Annotated in this window: 19 protein-coding genes; 2 read left to right on the top strand and 17 right to left on the bottom strand. The window is 57.8% G+C overall.

What is annotated here, in order from left to right:
• The first annotated feature begins 5 nt into the window (after window positions 1–5).
• The gene (gene gcvA / locus HF682_RS15975; protein ID WP_168878331.1) at window positions 6–914 is read left to right on the top strand and encodes a transcriptional regulator GcvA; all 909 of its coding nucleotides are present in this window, start codon (window positions 6–8) and stop codon (window positions 912–914) included.
• 74 nt (window positions 915–988) lie between these two features.
• Here gcvA and HF682_RS15970 read toward each other — a convergent pair whose 3' ends face one another.
• Both HF682_RS15970 and HF682_RS15965 read right to left on the bottom strand, forming a co-directional pair.
• On the bottom strand, window positions 989–2110 hold the full coding sequence (locus tag HF682_RS15970) for a succinylglutamate desuccinylase/aspartoacylase family protein (protein WP_168878330.1): 1122 nt from the start codon (window positions 2108–2110) through the stop codon (window positions 989–991).
• Between the two features lie 61 nt (window positions 2111–2171).
• The gene (locus HF682_RS15965) at window positions 2172–2936 is read right to left on the bottom strand and encodes a transporter substrate-binding domain-containing protein (RefSeq protein ID WP_168878329.1); all 765 of its coding nucleotides are present in this window, start codon (window positions 2934–2936) and stop codon (window positions 2172–2174) included.
• Window positions 2937–3073: 137 nt separating this feature from the next.
• Between HF682_RS15965 and HF682_RS15960 the strand changes: the two genes are divergently transcribed.
• The gene (locus HF682_RS15960) at window positions 3074–4477 is read left to right on the top strand and encodes an aminotransferase-like domain-containing protein (RefSeq protein ID WP_168878328.1); all 1404 of its coding nucleotides are present in this window, start codon (window positions 3074–3076) and stop codon (window positions 4475–4477) included.
• 22 nt (window positions 4478–4499) lie between these two features.
• On the opposite strand, the gene HF682_RS15955 is transcribed toward HF682_RS15960, so the two are convergent.
• The 15 genes from HF682_RS15955 to HF682_RS15885 all read right to left on the bottom strand — a co-directional run bounded on the left by HF682_RS15955 (window position 4500) and on the right by HF682_RS15885 (window position 18299).
• Entirely contained in the window at window positions 4500–5135 is a 636-nt protein-coding gene (locus tag HF682_RS15955; RefSeq protein ID WP_168878327.1) for a LysE family translocator, read from the bottom strand.
• A gap of 150 nt (window positions 5136–5285) precedes the next feature.
• Window positions 5286–7115: a glutamine--fructose-6-phosphate transaminase (isomerizing) gene (gene glmS / locus HF682_RS15950; RefSeq protein WP_168878326.1), complete on the bottom strand. Its 1830-nt coding sequence runs from the start codon at window positions 7113–7115 to the stop codon at window positions 5286–5288.
• Window positions 7116–7901: a DeoR/GlpR family DNA-binding transcription regulator gene (locus HF682_RS15945; protein WP_168878325.1), complete on the bottom strand. Its 786-nt coding sequence runs from the start codon at window positions 7899–7901 to the stop codon at window positions 7116–7118.
• A gap of 136 nt (window positions 7902–8037) precedes the next feature.
• Window positions 8038–9405: a bifunctional UDP-N-acetylglucosamine diphosphorylase/glucosamine-1-phosphate N-acetyltransferase GlmU gene (gene glmU, locus HF682_RS15940; RefSeq protein ID WP_168878324.1), complete on the bottom strand. Its 1368-nt coding sequence runs from the start codon at window positions 9403–9405 to the stop codon at window positions 8038–8040.
• A 114-nt stretch (window positions 9406–9519) separates the two neighbouring features.
• Entirely contained in the window at window positions 9520–9939 is a 420-nt protein-coding gene (locus tag HF682_RS15935) for a F0F1 ATP synthase subunit epsilon (protein WP_308418751.1), read from the bottom strand.
• 20 nt (window positions 9940–9959) lie between these two features.
• On the bottom strand, window positions 9960–11360 hold the full coding sequence (atpD, locus tag HF682_RS15930; protein WP_168878322.1) for a F0F1 ATP synthase subunit beta: 1401 nt from the start codon (window positions 11358–11360) through the stop codon (window positions 9960–9962).
• 51 nt (window positions 11361–11411) lie between these two features.
• A complete protein-coding gene (gene atpG / locus HF682_RS15925) occupies window positions 11412–12278 on the bottom strand; it encodes a F0F1 ATP synthase subunit gamma (RefSeq protein WP_168878321.1) in 867 nt (288 codons plus the stop codon).
• A gap of 24 nt (window positions 12279–12302) precedes the next feature.
• Window positions 12303–13844, bottom strand: a complete 1542-nt coding sequence (gene atpA / locus HF682_RS15920; RefSeq protein WP_168878320.1) for a F0F1 ATP synthase subunit alpha — start codon at window positions 13842–13844, stop codon at window positions 12303–12305.
• An 8-nt stretch (window positions 13845–13852) separates the two neighbouring features.
• Window positions 13853–14389: a F0F1 ATP synthase subunit delta gene (locus tag HF682_RS15915; RefSeq protein ID WP_168878319.1), complete on the bottom strand. Its 537-nt coding sequence runs from the start codon at window positions 14387–14389 to the stop codon at window positions 13853–13855.
• Between the two features lie 5 nt (window positions 14390–14394).
• Window positions 14395–14865: a F0F1 ATP synthase subunit B gene (locus tag HF682_RS15910; RefSeq protein WP_168878318.1), complete on the bottom strand. Its 471-nt coding sequence runs from the start codon at window positions 14863–14865 to the stop codon at window positions 14395–14397.
• 37 nt (window positions 14866–14902) lie between these two features.
• Entirely contained in the window at window positions 14903–15181 is a 279-nt protein-coding gene (gene atpE / locus HF682_RS15905; RefSeq protein ID WP_168878317.1) for a F0F1 ATP synthase subunit C, read from the bottom strand.
• Between the two features lie 61 nt (window positions 15182–15242).
• Window positions 15243–16046: a F0F1 ATP synthase subunit A gene (atpB, locus tag HF682_RS15900; protein ID WP_168878316.1), complete on the bottom strand. Its 804-nt coding sequence runs from the start codon at window positions 16044–16046 to the stop codon at window positions 15243–15245.
• Between the two features lie 15 nt (window positions 16047–16061).
• The gene (locus HF682_RS15895; RefSeq protein ID WP_168878315.1) at window positions 16062–16421 is read right to left on the bottom strand and encodes an ATP synthase subunit I; all 360 of its coding nucleotides are present in this window, start codon (window positions 16419–16421) and stop codon (window positions 16062–16064) included.
• 109 nt (window positions 16422–16530) lie between these two features.
• The gene (locus HF682_RS15890) at window positions 16531–17538 is read right to left on the bottom strand and encodes an NAD-dependent epimerase (protein WP_168878314.1); all 1008 of its coding nucleotides are present in this window, start codon (window positions 17536–17538) and stop codon (window positions 16531–16533) included.
• Complete coding sequence (locus HF682_RS15885) at window positions 17535–18299, bottom strand: glycosyltransferase family 2 protein (RefSeq protein WP_168878313.1); 765 nt, start codon at window positions 18297–18299, stop codon at window positions 17535–17537. The genes HF682_RS15890 and HF682_RS15885 overlap by 4 nt, the downstream gene beginning before the upstream one ends.
• Window positions 18300–18306 lie beyond the last annotated feature (7 nt).

Below are 18306 nucleotides of genomic sequence, written 5' to 3'. Positions count from 1 at the left end.
ACGCCATGCGCAAGGATCTGCATTACCTGAAAGCCCTGAAGACCTTTGAGGTGGCCGCTCGCCTGCTGTCCTTCACCCGCGCTGCAGACGCCCTGTTTGTCACCCAGGCCGCCGTCAGCCATCAAATCCGCCAGCTGGAAACCCATCTGGGCCTGAAGCTGTTTGAACGGCTGGTGCGCAAAGTGCAGCTGACCCCGGCAGGTGAAACCCTGCTGCATACCCTTAGCCAGGCGTTCCAATCCATCGAGCAGGTGATGGACCAGCTACAGCAGCAGGCCCGGCAGCAGCATGGCCTGACCATTGCGCTGACCCCGCTGTTCTCCAGCCGCTGGCTGGTGGGCCGCCTGCCTGCATTCTGGGCTGCGCACCCGGAAATCGAGCTCAAGCTGCATCACACCGTGCAACACGTGGATCTCAAGCGTGAGGGTGCAGATCTGGCCATCCGCTGGGGACAACGGGAGCACTGGCCCGAGCTGATGGCCGACCCACTGTTTGGCACCCAGCTCACGCCAGTGTGCGCACCGGGCTATCGCATGGAAGGCCGTCAGCTGTGCCAGCCCACGGATCTGGCCTGGGCCACCTTGCTGCATGAGGATAATCATCAGGATTGGCAGCGCTGGTTGCAGCACGCTGGCTGCGGCCAGCTGTCCGTGCGTCACGGCCCGACCATTGACGACAGCAACGCGCTATTGATGGCGGCCATTGCCGGGCAGGGTGTAGCGCTGGGGCGCCTGGCCTTCATCCAGCAGGAGCTGGATACCGGACTGCTCCGCCGCCCCTTCAACCCCACCATCGCCAGCCAGGGCCGCTACTGGCTGGTCTACCCACCCAGTCTGGCCGAACGTCCGGCACTGCAGGCCTTTCGCCGCTTCTTGCTCGACGAATCTGCCCGGATGCCGGTACACGAGGGGTGAGTGCCGTTCATACAGCCGCCTGCAGGCCGGACAAGAATCTTCTAGACTGCGCAATTACCATTTCAATACAATTTTTAACTTGAAAGTAAGTTATCGGTATTGCGCTGTATACTATCACCTGCTACAAAACATACTTCGGTGCCAGCAGCGACGTAGCGTGATGCATTTCGTGCATAGTATATTCCACCACTCTGGGTAATCAATTCTAACGTCTCCCCTGAGATTGGATTTACTATCACCGCTAGGCAGGTCCCTGGGCTTACTTCTACCCCATAGGAAATGGTGTAGCTTACAATGCCGCTGATAGGTGAAGCGAGAATTTCCGTAAAATTCAGTGGTGTTGACTTCTGTTGCACAGTATGCAATGCCTCCACCTTGTTTGCTGATGGGGAGCTATGCCATGAAATGAACTTAATAATAGCGTCAGCATCGGCTAAAGCCATCTTGATATTTACATCGCTCTGACCCCGCAGTTCTACTGTCACCGCAGTACACCCAACTGGAATAGGATAGCTGGGAAAGCGCTTTTTTAACTGATACCACTGTCGAGTCAATGCATCATCAAAGGACTGTCCACCCTGCTCATCAGCATAAAGAATAGCTGCCACCCCTAAATACGCCCCTAGCACTTGTACAATGGGTAACTGCTCGCGGTGTGCATACAGATGCAAGTCCGCCTCGCTATCACAGTGCAAATCCAATACGAGATCCGCATCAAGTGCAAGGTCAAATAGGTGGCATTGCAAAGCTTCAAGCTGAGAATTTACCGTCAATTGCTGCAATGCACACGATAGCGCATCACGAATAATGTGTAGATTATTTTCAGCTGAGTTCGTCAACTGTGATTCAATCAGAGCCGCTACAGCATCTACAAGGTCAGGAAATCCGCGATTAAAATTTCTACCAGTCTGGCCATCAAACCGCCCATGCTGAGTACTATTTTGGAATTGTGCCAGGCCAATTGGGTTTGCCACAGGCACAAGTATCACCTCGCCCCTTAAAAGCCCGGCTTGCTCCAGTACCTCCAGTTTTTGTTTTATTTCATGCGCAACAAGCACACCTGGTAATTCATCTGCATGCAACGCGGCCTGTATAAATACTTTTGGCCGCGCCCCAAGCATACCAAAATGCCAGCGTGTTACAGTCAACTGAGCGCCCGGCGTTGACAGAGCAAGTACATGATCAATGCGTTGCATGTTTCCCCTCTTGATGGGTCAAAAATTTTCCATGCGGTTGCCATACACTCGATCAGCGAAATTATTCATACTGATCATATTCAAAATATTTATCATTGATACTCTTATACACACCATTCGTTCTAATCTTTGCTATTGCCTTATTGATTTCTATCAAAAGGTCTCTATCTTCTTTTCGCACCGCTATACCTGACCCCGTGCCAAAGTATTTTTTATCATCAAATTTTGGTCCAAAAATAGCAAGCTGCGCGTTTGACGGTCTCTTTTTAAATTCTATTGCATTTCCTATTTCTATAAATATAGCGTCAGTGCGACCAACCGCCAAGTCCATCAAGGCTTTTTCAGCATCATCATATGATGTCATTCTGACACCTTTGCTCGCAAACTCTGCTTTTATATAACTCTCTTGCACTGAACCTCGAATAACACCAATGACCTTACCTTTCATTCCTAATGGTGTAGCCTCCATTTTTCTGTCTTTACGGCCATAAAAAACCATATAACCACCTTCATATTTATCTGAAAAACTCACCTTTTTCTTGCGCTCTTCAGTGATTGCCATAGAAGCCACCAGCATATCCAGTTTTTTAACTGAAAGTGCCGGAATCATCCCATCAAAATCAAAACGGATGAGATCACATTTTCGCTTAAGCTCACTACAAATTGCTTTTGCTATATCTACATCAAAGCCTTTTAGACTGCCATCAGGCAAAACCTCGCTATAGGGAGGAAATGCACCATCGATTCCGACTTTTAGGGTAGCTGTCGTCTGAGAGTTTGCTGTTGAGAACATGAACAGGGTTAATAGTGTTATGAAATACTTCATGACAAACTCCATCTACAAGGCTTGGTTAATATCAGAGTCCTTCTATTTGAAGGATGTTGTCTGTACAGTTAACATGGCACCATGTACAGTTAACAAGCAGCGTACAGGCGCTGTACAGGTTACGGAGCCAATACACCATGCCTAGCATGAATATCCTCTTAGACAACTTGCTCGACACACCCTTAGTCGCTCAAATTACGAGTGCCATACGGCAGGCGCAAGCTGACGGAGTGCTTAAAGCCGGTGAGCGGATGTGGTCTATCCGTGGCTTTGCAGCACACTATGGTGTGAGCACCTTCACGGTTGCTGAGGCCTATGATCGCCTTGTCGCTGAAGGTGTGTTGTTTGCCCGACGCGGTGATGGTTTTTTTCTCTCAGAACGGCCGCACCAGAAATCCGTCAGCATCACCCTGCCTATCCCGCATGCTGCCAATGCATTTTGGCTGGCTGATAGCCTTTACGAGCCGCCTCTTGACTGTGCCAAGCCCGGCAGTGGGTGGATGCACTACGACTGGTATGATCAGGACGGCATTCGCACTGCACTACGCCTGATCGCAAACAAGCAACACACACTTAGCCCATACGGTGATTCAAAAGGCTTGCCTGGCTTGCGTGAATGGCTCGCACGCGCAATGACTGAAGAGAGCCTGGAAGTTTCGGCACCACAAATTTTACTTACACAAGGTGCAAGCCAAGCCATAACGTTAGCCATACTTGCCCTGACAAAGCCTGGCGATACCGTGCTGGTTGATGATCCAGGGTATTTTGGCCTGCACAGCGCGTTATCCATCCATGGGCGTCACGCCATAGGCGTACCATGGACACCATCAGGCCCAGACATTGCGTTACTTGAAGGCATACTTCAGCGTCACACTTGCAAAGCGTTTTTCACTAACCCTTGGCTTCAGAATCCAACCGGTGCAAGCTATTCACCCGCAGTAGCTCATAAGGTCTTAAGGCTTGTTGAACAAAACGATATGTGGCTAGTGGAAAATGATGTGAGCCAAGGCCTGTCATCACGCCCCCGTGTTACACTGGCCACTCTGGATGAATTGAGGCGAGTCGTCTATGTAGGAAGTTTTTCAAAAACCTTAGCACCCAGTCTACGTGTTGGTTTTGTTGTTGCCAACCATGCTGTAATTGATGCACTCACGCATCATAAGATGATGTTAGGGTTAACCAGTAGTGAAATCACCGAACGAGTTGCTTTACAGTTACTGACAGAAGGCAAATATCGTCACAGACTAGCCAGTCTGCGTGAACGCCTCGTTCAGAAAAAAGAGGCTGGATTGGCTCTGTTGGATCGCTTTGGGTTAAAGGTATTTACCAATCAAAGCGGTGGGCCTTTTTTGTGGGTGTCCATCCCCCCCGATGTGGGGTGTCCTATAAAATTAACAGAAGAAGCCATTGCAAAAAAGGTCATGCTTGCACCTGGTGCCTTATTTCGCGTTAATCAACCTCCGACTCCTTGGATGCGGTTCAATGTGGCTTATCTGGATGACCCACGAGTAGCTTCTTTACTGGAGAGCTGGTCAAGGTAAGTCCAGAATTACCATGAAACCCTTAGCGCTGCTGGCTGAGGGCCAGCCGCACCCCCAAGGCCAGCAGTACACCACCGAATACCCGGTCCAGCCAGACCGAGGCGCGAGGGTGGTTACGGAAGAACCGGGTGGTACGGGCGGTGGCCAGCACAAAGGCCGCCTCCACCACGATGGCAACCAGAATCACCAGCACGCCGAGCAGCATCAGCTGCTGTGCTGTCGTCCCGTGGCCGTGGCGGACGAATTGCGGCAGGAAGGCCATGTAAAACACGGCGACTTTGGGGTTCAGCACGTCAATCAGTACCCCCTGACGAAAGGCTTGCCATGGGGTGGTGGGCTGGCGTGGCTGATCGTCGACCCGAAAGGCAGCCCCCGCCGAGCGCAAGGCCTTGATACCCAGGTAGATCAGGTATGCCGCCCCCACATACTTCACTACATTGAAGGCAGTCACCGAGGTGGCCAGGATGGCCGAGAGCCCCAGAGCGGCTGCGGTCACATGCACCAGCGCCCCGCTGCATACCCCGGCCGTCGCCGCCAGACCGATGCGGGTGCCACCCGCAATCGAGCGGGACAGGATATAGAGCAGGTCTGGCCCCGGTGACACCACCAGCGCCAGGGCGGCGGAAAAGAACAGCAACCAGTATGCGGCGTCCGACATGGTGCGACGTACTCCAAGGCTGAGCCATTCAGGCCGCGCCGCTGGGGGTTTGTTCCAGCGCAGCGGTGCTGCGGTGACACCCTTCGCGTGATGGCGTGGTCAACAGGATGGCGGCACCCGCCGGTGTATCACCGGCGGGAATCTGTAGCGTTACTCTACCGTGACCGACTTGGCCAGATTGCGCGGCTTGTCGACATCGGTGCCACGCTGCAGGGCGGCGTGGTAGGCGAGCATCTGTACCGGAATGGCGTGTACCACCGGCGACAGGGTGCCAACGTGGCGCGGGGTGCGGATCACATGCACACCATCGGATTCGCTGAAGTGGCTGTCGAGGTCGGCAAACACAAACAGCTCACCGCCACGGGCGCGCACTTCCTGCATATTGGATTTCACTTTTTCCAGCAGGCTGTCGTTCGGTGCGATCACCACCACCGGCATGCTGTCATCCACCAGAGCCAGCGGCCCATGCTTGAGCTCACCGGCCGGGTAGGCTTCGGCGTGGATGTAGGAGATTTCCTTCAGCTTGAGCGCGCCTTCCAGTGCGATCGGGTAGTGCACGCCACGGCCCAGGAACAGCGCATGTTGCTTGCCGGAGAATTGCTCGGCCCACAGCTTGATCTGCGGCTCCAGGTTCAACGCATGCTGTACGCTGCCCGGCAGGTGGCGCAGCTCGTCCAGGTACTGTGCCTCTGCCGCCGCGTCCACGCGCCCGCGCACCTTGCCCAAGGTCACCGCCAGTGCAAACAGGCCAACCAGCTGGGTGGTGAATGCCTTGGTGGAGGCCACCCCGATTTCGGCGCCAGCGCGGGTGTAGAACACCAGGTCACTGGCACGCGGAATGGCGGACTCGCGCACATTGCAAATCGACAGCGCATGGCGATGGCCCAGCTCGCGGGCGTATTTCAGTGCTTCCATGGTGTCCAGCGTTTCACCAGACTGCGAAATGGTCACCACCAGGTGCTGCGGGTTGGCAAAGGCTGCGCGGTAGCGGTATTCGCTGGCAATCTCCACATCGCAGCTCACACCGGCAATGCTTTCGATCCAGTATTTGGCGGTCAAGCCGGCGTAGTAGCTGGTGCCACAGGCGAGGATCTTCACGCCTTGCAGCTGTGGCAGCACGCTGGCGGCCGCATCACCAAACAGGCTGGCATTGAAGCCGTGATCCAGCACAGTGTCGATGGTGTCGGACAGGGCCTTGGGTTGTTCGTGAATTTCCTTCTGCATGAAGTGGCTGTAAGGCCCCAGTTCCAGCGAAGCCAGCGACACATCCGACACATGCACCGGACGGGTGACCGGCTGGTCGTCCTTGTCGATCAGCTTCACGCCGTCACGCGTGAGGTGGCCGATATCGCCCTCTTCCAGAAAGATCACCCGGCGCGTGGCGGAGAGGATGGCCGACACATCGGAGGCGATGAAGTTTTCGCCTTCGCCCAGGCCCACCAGCAGCGGGCAGCCCATGCGGGCGCACACCAGCTCGTCTGGACGGTCCAGCGCAATCACGCCAATGGCGTAGGCACCGGTCAGCTCTCGCGTAGCCTGTTTGACGGCGTCGAACAGGCTGCGGCCCGACTGGTAGTAGTAATGCACCAGATGGGCGATGACTTCGGTATCGGTTTGTGATTCAAAGGCGTAGCCCAGTTCCTTCAGGCGCAGGCGCTGTTCTTCATGGTTTTCGATGATGCCGTTATGCACCACGGCGATCTGGCCAAAGGAGATGTGCGGGTGGGCATTGAACTCGGTCACGCCGCCGTGGGTGGCCCAGCGGGTGTGGCCAATACCGAGCAGGCCCTGCAGGCCCTCGTCTGCCGCCGCGTTCTCCATCTCGGCCACCCGGCCGACCCGGCGTACACGACGGATCTCGCTGCCGGTCAGCACGGCAATACCGGCGGAATCATAGCCACGGTATTCCAGCCGTTTCAGACCCTCAACCAAAATCGGGACGATATTACGCTGCGCAATGGCGCCAACAATGCCACACATTCATTTTCTCCTGTCTTGCGGGGTGGGCGCGCAGATCAGCGTCACGCCCTTGGTTTCGATCTGGTGACGGGCATCAGCGCTCAGGCCGTCGTCGGTCACCAGGGTATGGATACGCTGCCACGGCAGCTCCAGATTAGGAATGCGGCGCCCGATCTTGTCGGACTCCACCATCACGATCACCTCACGCGCCACCTCAGCCATCACCCGTGACAGGCCAACCAGCTCGTTGAAGGTCGTGGTACCGCGTTCAAGGTCGATGCCATCGGCGCCGATGAACAACTGGTCAAAATCGTAGGAACGCAGCGCCTGCTCGGCCATCTGCCCCTGGAAGGACTCGGAGTGCGGGTCCCAGGTGCCGCCGGTCATCAGCAGGATGGGTTCGTTTTCCAGCTCGCGCAGTTGCCCGGCCACGTTCAGTGAGTTGGTCATCACCACCAGCCCACGCTTGTTACCCAGCAGCGGGATCATGGCGCTGGTGGTGGTGCCACTGTCGATGATCACCCGGTTGTGGTCGCGCAGGCGCTCGGCGGCGGCTCGGGCAATTGCTTGCTTTCGTTTCGGAACATGCTCCACATCGGCATCGCTGACCATCTCACTGGGCAGCGACACCGCGCCACCATAGCGGCGCAACAGCAAACCACCGGTTTCCAGCAGCGCAAGGTCTTTGCGGATGGTGACCTCTGAGGTGGCAAAGCGCTGCGTCAGCTCATCAACACTGACTTCGCCCCGCTCCTGGACCAAGGCGGCAATCGCGTGTCGGCGCTGCTGTGTGTTTCGTTTGGTCATTTTATGTTTCGCTTCGAAAGTTTTATGATCATAGCAGTCACTGCCCGACTTTGGCAAGCAGGGGGGGCACAGAAAGCAAAACGCCCGAACAGCTTGGCTGTTCGGGCGTAATCAAGGCCGGATAGGCTGGCGCCGCCTAGCCTGACTTCTTCTGTGGCCGGGTCCAGCCGGGGATGGTCACTGCTTTGGCGCGGGCGACGGTGAGCTGATCCGCCGGGGCATCCTTGCTCAGGGTAGAACCGGCACCGATGGTAGCACCGGCGCCAATGGTCAGCGGCGCCACCAGCATGCTGCCGGAGCCAATGAAGGCACCATCACCGATCACCGTGCGGGATTTGTTGACGCCATCGTAGTTGCAGGTCACGGTGCCTGCGCCCACATTCACGCCACTGCCGATGCTGCTGTCGCCGATATAGGTGAGGTGGTTGACCTTGCTGCCGACCCCCACCTCTGACTTCTTGATCTCGACGAAATTGCCGACGTGGACCTGCGCCGCCAACACGGCACCGGGGCGCAGCCGGGCATACGGGCCGATCCGCGCACCCTCGCCGACTTGCGCGCCGTCGAGATGAGAAAACGGCGCAATCTGGCTACCGGCTGCAATCTCGCAGTCCTGCAGTACGCAATGCGCACCAATGCTGACGTTGTCTCCCAGTATCACCTTGCCAATGAACAGGCAGTTCACGTCGATCTGCACATCCTTGCCACATTGCAGCTCACCCCGCACGTCGATACGCGCCGGGTCCAGTAGGGTGACACCTTGTGTCATCAACTGCACCGCTTGCTGCTGCTGGTAATGGCGCTCCAGCTCGGCACGCTGTAGCTGATTGTTCACACCCAGCGTTTCCCACTCGCAGCCGGGGTGCAGGGTGCGTACCGCCACCTGGTCACGCACGGCAAAGCCGATCAAGTCGGTCAGGTAGTACTCACCCTGGGCATTGTCGTTGCGCAGCGCTTTCAGCCAGCGATGCAAGTGCACGTTGGGCAGCAGCAGGATGCCGGTATTGATTTCGGTAATCGCCCGCTCGGCCGCACTGGCATCCTTCTGTTCCACGATGGCCTGCACGGCTCCGCTGGCATCGCGGCGAATACGACCATAACCACTCGGGTCGGTAAGGTGCTGGGTCAGCAGCACCAGATCATCGCCCTGTGCCAGCGCCAGCATGGCACGCAGCGTGGCGTCGGACAGCAGCGGCACATCGCCATACAGCACCAGGGAGTGCCCCTCTTGGGGGAGTTCATGCGCCGCACATTGCATGGCATGCCCTGTACCCAGCTGTGGCACCTGCTCCACCCAGCTGACCGGCAATTCACCCATGGCGGCGCGCACGTGCTCGGCAGCGTGTCCGACCACCACCACCAGTTTGCCATCCGCCACCGCACGGGCGCGTTCCACCACATGCGCGAGCATGGGCTTGCCAGCAATCGGGTGCAACACCTTGGGTTTACTGGAGTACATGCGGGTGCCTTTGCCGCCCGCCAGAATCACGACTGTAATGCTCATGTCTGTCCTGCTTGTTGTGTCCTGCGCCTATTCTACCGCCAGCCGGAGATGACAAACCGGTGACGGCAAGAAAAAAGGCAGCCCGCAGGCTGCCTTTTTCCCGATTCTACTGCCTTAGTGCGACCGCTTGCGCAGCTTGTTGATGGCGGCCAGTTCGGCTACCGCCTGCGCGAGTTCCACCTGGGCCTTGGCCAGATCCAGTGCCGCATTGTTGCTGGAGAGGGCCTCTTCGGCCCGGCGCTTGGCTTCCAGCGCGCGGGCTTCGTCGAGGTCATCCCCGCGCAGTGCCGTATCCGCAAGGATGGTCACCACATGGGGCTGGATTTCCAGCAGACCGCCGGAGACGAACACAAACTTTTCGTCTTCAGCATGCTGCAGCTTGATCTTGATCAGACCCGGCTTCAGACGCGTCAACAACGGCGCATGGCGGGGATAAACGCCAATCTCGCCCCTTTCTGCCGGTGCCACCAGAAATTCAGCAGTACCGGAGAAAATGCTCTCTTCAGCGCTTACCACATCTACATGCATCGTCATGGCCATATCGTCCACCCAGCTTATTGCAGGCTCTTCGCCTTCTCGACCGCTTCGTCAATGGTGCCGACCATGTAGAACGCCTGCTCGGGCAGGTGGTCGTATTCACCATTCAGAATGGCCTTGAAGCCGGAGATGGTTTCCTTCAGCGGCACGTATTTGCCCGGGCTACCGGTAAACACTTCAGCCACATGGAACGGCTGCGACAGGAAACGCTGGATCTTACGAGCGCGCTGCACCACCAGCTTGTCTTCCGGTGACAGTTCGTCCATACCCAGAATCGCGATAATGTCGCGCAGTTCCTTGTAGCGCTGCAGGGTTTGCTGCACGCCACGGGCCACGGTGTAGTGCTCTTCACCCACCACCAGCGGATCCAGCTGACGGGAAGTAGAGTCCAGCGGGTCCACTGCAGGGTAGATACCCAGCGCAGCGATATCACGCGACAGCACCACGGTTGCGTCCAAGTGGGCGAAGGTGGTTGCCGGAGACGGGTCAGTCAAGTCATCCGCCGGCACGTACACGGCCTGGATCGAGGTGATCGAGCCGGTACGGGTGGAGGTGATCCGCTCTTGCAGACGGCCCATTTCTTCGGCCAGCGTCGGCTGGTAACCCACAGCGGAAGGCATCCGGCCCAGCAGGGCGGACACTTCGGTACCGGCCAGGGTGTAACGGTAGATGTTGTCCACGAAGAACAACACGTCACGGCCCTTGCCACCGTCTTCACGCACTTCGTCACGGAAGTACTCAGCCATGGTCAGACCGGTCAGCGCCACGCGCAGACGGTTGCCCGGCGGCTCGTTCATCTGGCCGTACACCATGGCCACTTTGTCGAGCACGTTGGAGTCCTTCATTTCATGATAGAAGTCGTTCCCTTCACGGGTACGCTCACCCACACCGGCAAACACGGACAGACCGCTGTGTGCCTTGGCGATGTTGTTGATGAGTTCCATCATGTTCACGGTCTTGCCCACACCGGCGCCACCGAACAGACCCACTTTACCGCCCTTGGCGAACGGACACAGCAAGTCAATCACCTTGATGCCGGTTTCCAGCAGCTCGGTGGAGGAGGACAGCTCGTCAAACTTCGGGGCCTTGCGGTGAATCGCCCACTTGTCGGTGGAAACGATGTCACCGGCTTCATCCACCGGGTTGCCCAGCACGTCCATGATGCGGCCCAGCGTGGCCTTGCCGACCGGCACGGAAATGCCGGCTGCGGTGTTGGTCACTTCCATCCCACGACGCAGACCATCGGTAGAACCCATGGCAATCGAACGCACCACGCCGTCACCCAGCTGTTGCTGAACTTCCAGCGTCAGCTCCGGGTCGGTCATCTTCAGTGCGTCGTATACCTTGGGCATGCCGTCGCGCGGGAATTCCACGTCGACCACGGCACCAATGATCTGAACAATTTTGCCTTTGCTCATTTTGGTTCCCAAATCCAGTTAAAACCTTTGCGAAGCGGTCCGCCTTCAGGCTCAGACCGCTGCTGCCCCCGCGACAATTTCCGACAGTTCCTTGGTAATCGCAGCTTGACGGGTCTTGTTGTAGACCAGCTTCAGCTCGTCGATCACATTGCCTGCGTTGTCGGATGCGGCTTTCATCGCCACCATCCGCGCACTTTGCTCGGAGGCCATGTTCTCGGCCACCGCCTGGTACACCAATGCTTCGATGTAACGGGTCAGCAATTCACTGATCACGGTCTGTGCATCCGGCTCATACAGGTATTCCCAAGCGTGGGAAGACCCTTCCTGCAACTGCTCGGCCTTGACCGGCAGCAGCTGCTCCACCACCGGCTCTTGCCGCATGGTGTTGATGAAGCGGGTGTAGACAATGTGCAGTTCGTCGATCTTGCCGTCAGTGAATGCATCCAGCATCACCTTCACCGGACCGATCATCTGGTCCAGGTGTGGCGTGTCACCCAGGTGTGTCACATGCGAGACGACCGAAGCACCCATACGCTGCATGAAACCGAAGCCCTTGCCGCCAATGGCGCACACATCGACCTCGACGCCGGCAGCCTGCCAGCCTTTCATGCGCTGCAACAGCTGACGCAGCACGTTGGTGTTCAAACCGCCACACAGGCCCTTGTCGGAGGTCACCACGATCACACCGACGCGCTTGACAGCAGCGCGTGCGATGAGGAAGGGGTGGGTCCAGTCCTTGGTGGCCTGTGACAGGTTACCGGCGACAACACGGATCTTTTCACCGTACGGGCGGGCAGCCCGCATCCGGTCTTGCGCACGGCGCATTTTGGATGCGGCAACCATTTCCATCGCACGCGTGATCTTTTGCGTGTTTTGCACGCTCTTGATCTTGTTGCGAATCTCTTTTCCGCCAGCCATGACAGCTCCTGTTCGTGCGACCGCTTAGTAGGTCGAGTTCTTCTTGAACTCAGCCAGCGCCGAGGCCAATACCTTCTCGTTGTCGCCCGACAGTTCGCTGCTGCTGTCAATGTCGGCCAGCAACTGCGCGTGGTTGGCCTTCACGTAGGACAGGAACGCAGCTTCAAATGCCAGACACTTCTCCACCGGCACGTCGTCGTAGTAGCCCTTGTTGACGCCAAACAGGGTCAGGGTCATTTCCGACACCTTCATCGGGGCGTACTGACCTTGCTTCATCAGCTCGGTCACACGGCGACCACGCTCCAGCTGCTTGCGGGTAGCATCGTCCAGATCGGAAGCGAACTGCGCGAACGCAGCCAGTTCACGATACTGCGCCAAGTCGGTACGGATACCGCCGGACAGTTTCTTGATGGCCTTGGTCTGAGCAGCACCACCCACGCGGGACACCGAGATACCGGCGTTGATGGCCGGACGGATACCCGAGTTGAACAGGTCGGTTTCCAGAAAGATCTGACCGTCAGTAATCGAGATCACGTTGGTCGGCACGAAGGCAGACACGTCACCCGCCTGGGTTTCAATGATCGGCAGCGCGGTCAGCGAACCGGTCTTGCCCTTCACTTCACCATTGGTCAGCTTTTCCACGTAGTCCGCGTTCACGCGGGATGCGCGTTCCAGCAGACGGGAGTGGATGTAGAACACGTCACCCGGATAGGCTTCACGGCCCGGCGGACGGCGCAGCAGCAGGGAGATCTGGCGATAAGCCACAGCCTGCTTGGACAGATCGTCATACACGATCAGCGCGTCTTCGCCACGGTCACGGAAGTATTCGCCCATCGAGCAGCCGGCATACGGTGCGATGAACTGCATGGCCGGGGATTCGGACGAGGTCGCCGCCACCACGATGGTGTGGCCCAGCGCGCCGTGCTCTTCGAGCTTGCGCACCACGTTGGCGATCGACGATGCCTTCTGACCGATGGCCACGTAGATGCAGATAACGCCGGTGCCCTTCTGGTTGATGATGGCGTCGACAGCCACGGCGGTCTTGCCGGTCTGACGGTCACCAATGATCAGCTCACGCTGGCCACGACCCACCGGCACCATGGCGTCAATCGCCTTGATACCGCTTTGCATCGGCTGCGACACCGATTGACGGGCAATCACGCCCGGGGCGATCTTTTCGATCGGGCTGGATGCGCGGGCATTGATCGGGCCTTTGCCGTCGATCGGCTGACCCAGCGCGTTCACCACGCGACCGACCAGTTCCGGACCGACTGGTACTTCCAGAATGCGACCGGTGCACTTCACTTCGTCGCCTTCGGTGATGTGCTCGTATTCGCCCATCACCACGGCACCCACGGAGTCACGCTCCAGGTTCAGTGCCAGGCCGAAGGTGTTGTTCGGGAATTCCAGCATTTCGCCCTGCATCACGTCCGACAGGCCGTGAATGCGAACGATACCGTCGGTCACCGACACTACCGTGCCTTGCGTACGCGACTCCGAGCCCGAAGACAGGTTCTGGATCTTGTTCTTGATCAGCTCGCTGATTTCAGATGGATTCAACTGCATGTTCACTCCTAACTTTTGAGCCCATAGGCCATCGCCTGCAGCTTGCCGCGTACGGAAGCGTCGATCACCTGATCGCCGACGGTGATTTTCACACCACCCAGCAATTCGGGATCCACCGTCACCTGTGCGCGAATCTGGCGACCAAATCGTTTCACCAGTTGGGCGCTGAGCTCATTCAGCTGGGCATCGGACAAGGGAAAGGCCGAAACCACGGCTGCATCGACGCCATTTTCGGCGTCCAGCTTCAGTTGCGCATATTGGCGCGCCACTTCCGGCAGCAGGTTCAGGCGCTTGTTGCTGACCAGGATGCTGATGAAGTTTTTCACTTCCACCGACACCTGCTCGCCAACGATGCCCTGCAGCAGAGATTCGATTTGCGGTGCTGACACGTTGGGGTTGTCAATGACGCGGGCAACCTCTTCGTGCTCAACCACCGTTACCAACAAACGCAGTGCGTCTGACCATGCATCCAGCTGGTTCAGCTCTTTGGCGAGCTTGAACGCTGCTTCTGCATAGGGCCGCGCAACGGTAACGATTTCTGCCATGAGTTTTACAATTCCGCTTTGATGGTATCGAGCAGGTCAGCGTGAGCCTTGGCGTCGATTTCGCGACGCAGGATCTTTTCTGCACCTGCCACCGCCAGATCGGACACCTGCTGACGCAGTTCTTCCTTGGCGCGGGCCATCAGTTGCTCGACTTCCGCCTGTGCCGCAGCGAGTTGACGCTCGCCCTCAGCCTTGGCGGCATTCTTGGCTTCATCAACGATCTGCGCGGCGCGCTTTTCCGCCAGCGCAATGATCTCGGCGGCCTGCCCCTTCGATTCGCGCAGCTTTTCTGCTGCACGCTTCTCGGCATTTTCGTAGTCGTGCTTGCCCTTTTCAGCGGCAGCCAGACCTTCAGAAATGCGGCGGGCGCGCTCGTCCATCATCTGGGTCAGCGGAGGCCAAACAAACTTCATGGTAAAGAGCACCAGAATTGCAAAGGTGATCATTTGCCCGATTAACGAGGCATTGATGTCCATGTTGTTTTCCTCTCAGGTTGACTGGATGGACCCGAGATTATTGGGCAGCGGCCTTGATGGCGGCGATGAACGGGTTGTTGAAGGTGTACAGCATGGCAACACCCACACCAATCATCGAAATCGCATCCAGCAGACCAGCGATAATGAACAGCTTGGTTTGCAGAACCGGGATCATTTCCGGCTGACGAGCCGAAGCTTCCAGGAACTTACCACCCAGCAGGGCGAAGCCGATAGCGGTACCGATAGCGGCCAGACCGATGATGAAAGCGGCTGCCAGGACGGTGTAACCCTGCAGTTGAGCGACCAGTGCTTGCATTGACGTACTCCTGAGTTAAAAAACGAGTTTGACTACCAAGTTGAAAACGGTTCGGTGCTGATCAGTGGTCTTCCACAGCAAGGCTGAGGTAAACGATGGTCAACATCATGAACACAAATGCCTGCAGGGTCACCACCAGAATGTGGAAGATCGCCCACGGACCACCCAACAGCCACTGCGCGCCCCAAGGCAGCAGGGCAATCAGAATGAAGATCAGCTCGCCGGCATACATGTTGCCGAACAAACGCAGGGCCAGCGAAATCGGCTTGGCCAGCAGCTCCAGCAGCTGGAAGGCGAAGTTCACCGGCGCCAGAATAAGGGTACCGATCGGGCCACTGGCATGGAACGGTGCGGTAAACAGCTCCTTGGTGTAACCGCCCAGGCCCTTGGCACCGATGGAGAAGCCCATGATCAGGAACATCACCGACAGCGACATGGCGAAGGTCTGGTTCACGTCTGCCGTCGGCACCACGCGCAGGTAGTGAATGCCAAACACGTGGGAAGCAATCCACGGCAGCAGATCCACCGGCAAGAAGTCCATGGCGTTCATCAGGAACACCCAGCAGAAGATGGTAAGCGACAAGGGCGCAATCACCTTGCTCTTGCCGTGGAAGGCGTCCTTGATCTGGGTATCGACCATCTCGATGATGATTTCAACCAGACATTGCAGACGACCCGGCTTGTCCACGCTGGCGCGACGTGCCACCAAGGCAAAGATGCCAACGAACAGCAGACCCAGCACCAGGGCAATCCAGAAGGTATCCAGGTGGAAACCGGTATGACCAACCTCATCCGGCGTCAGGAAGGTCAAGTGGTGCTTGATGTACTCGGTTGCGTTGGCGGGAGCGCTATGTGCTTCAGACATGTTTGAACTTACCCGTTATTTTTTGATCAATACCAGCGCCACCCAGTAGGCAGCGGAAGCAGCAACGAAGGCGGCCAATAGCCACACGGCGTTGATACCCTTCAATCCCATGAACACCCCGGCAAACAGCACCACCGTGGTGAGAAACTTGACCGCCTGTGCACGAAAATGCGCGCGCATCAGTACGGGGGGTGCAGCAAACTCGACCGCATAGGCAATACGCGCATACAGCACACTGCCTGTCACCGCGATGCCGGTGCCGATCATGGCGGAAACCGCCTGTACCAGCCCACCCGCGATCGCGGCAATCACGCAAACCAGCATACCCAGACCGAGTTGCAACAAGATGACCTTACCGGCCCTGGCAGCCAACATGCGAAAACCCTGCACCCTAAAAGCCGCTGGATTATACCGGCAGGTTTGTTACAGCGTCAAACCCGCCGGGCAAGTCTGTTGTTGTTTTTCAAGGATTTACTGCGAGGCCTTACAGCTGGTGGTAATCGCGGTACCAGTCAGCGAAGCGTTGCAAGCCTGTCGCCAGTGGTGTCGCAGGTGCAAATCCGGTCAAGGCGCGCAGGCGATCGGTGTCAGCATAGGTGGCTTCCACGTCACCCGCCTGCATCGGCAGCATTTCCTTGTTGGCGGTCACGCCCAGCACCTGTTCCAGCGTTTCGATAAAGGTCAGCAGCGGCACCGGCTGGTGGTTGCCGATATTGAACACCCGGTACGGTGCAAAGCTGGTGTCCGGATTGGGGGCCATGCGGTCAAAAGCCGGGTCCGGCGCAGCGGGATGGTCCAGCAGGCGCACCACGCCTTCGACAATATCGTCGATATAGGTGAAATCGCGCCGTAGCTGGCCATGGTTGAACACCTGGATGGTTTCACCGCGCAGCATGCGGTCGGTAAACAGCCAGGCCGCCATGTCCGGGCGTCCCCACGGTCCGTAGACGGTGAAAAACCGCAGGCCGGTAGTCGGGATGCCAAACAGGTGGCTGTAACTGTGCGCCATCAGTTCGTTGGATTTTTTGCTGGCCGCGTACAGGCTCACCGGATGGTCAATGGCGTCTGACTCACTGAACGGCAACTTGCTGTTGGCACCATAGACACTGCTTGAGCTGGCGTAAACCAGATGCTTGACCGGGTAATGACGGCAACCTTCCAGAATATTGACGAAGCCCGCCAGGTTGCTGGACACATAGGCGCCAGGGTTGGTCAACGAATAGCGCACCCCGGCTTGAGCCGCCAGATTCACCACCGCATCAAAGCGTTCCTGCGCAAACAGCAACAGCAGGCGCGCGCCATCGGCCAGGTCCATTTGCTGGAAACGGAAACCGGGCAAAGCCTGCAAGCGGGCCAGACGGGCGTGCTTGAGGCGGACATCGTAGTAATCATTGAGATTGTCGATGCCGACCACCTCGTCCCCGCGTGCCAGCAGCTGCTGGCTGAGGTGCATGCCGATAAACCCGGCAGCGCCGGTCACCAATACCTTCATGGTCGTTTTTCCTGTTGTCGCCGCAGCAGCTCGCGCGCCTTGGCGTACTTGATGAAGCTGTTGAAGCAGCCAATGCTGATGTGGACCAGACCCGGCACCCCATCCAGCATGCCCAGCCGCAGCACATACATCTTGAAGAATCGCAGCAGCGGGCTCAGCCACAGCTTGAGGCCACTCACCCGCTTGCCTCGCGCCGCCAGCCGCTCGGCCTGCAGGCTGGTATAGCGATTCTGCTTGGCCAGATAACTGTGGAGGTCATCGGCCGACTCGTGCAGCAAATCGCCCTTGAGCAAGCCCATGCTGCCCGCGGTCACCACATGTTCGTGTACCGGATCCTGGCTCCAGCGCGCCTGCTGGCGGTGGAACAGCCGCGGAATGCGGTCCGGATAGCCTTCACCATGTCGCAGCCAGCGCCCCATGAAGCGGTTGCAGCGTGGCATCAGGTAGGCGGCGTGCTGCGGCTGCTGCAGCACCTGCTCAATGCTGGCACGCAAGGTATCGCTCACCCGCTCGTCGGCATCAATGCTGAGCACCCAGTCATGGCTGGCCTGCTCAGTTGCAAACTGCTTCTGCGCGGCAAACCCCAGCCAGGGCTGGTGGATCACCCGCGCGCCTGCGGCTTCGGCCTGCGCCACGGTATCGTCGCTACTGCCGGAGTCCACCACCACGATTTCGTCGCAAAACTGCAGCGCCGCCAGCGTGGCCGGGAGCTGAGAGGCTTCATTGAGGGTGATGAGGACGGCGGACAAGGGTTGGCGCATGGCCGGG

Origin of the sequence: Leeia aquatica (genome assembly GCF_012641365.1) — a bacterium.
Classification (GTDB): domain Bacteria; phylum Pseudomonadota; class Gammaproteobacteria; order Burkholderiales; family Leeiaceae; genus Leeia; species Leeia aquatica.
Note: the sequence above shows the minus strand (reverse complement) of the source record. Positions and strands in the feature narration are given on the sequence as shown.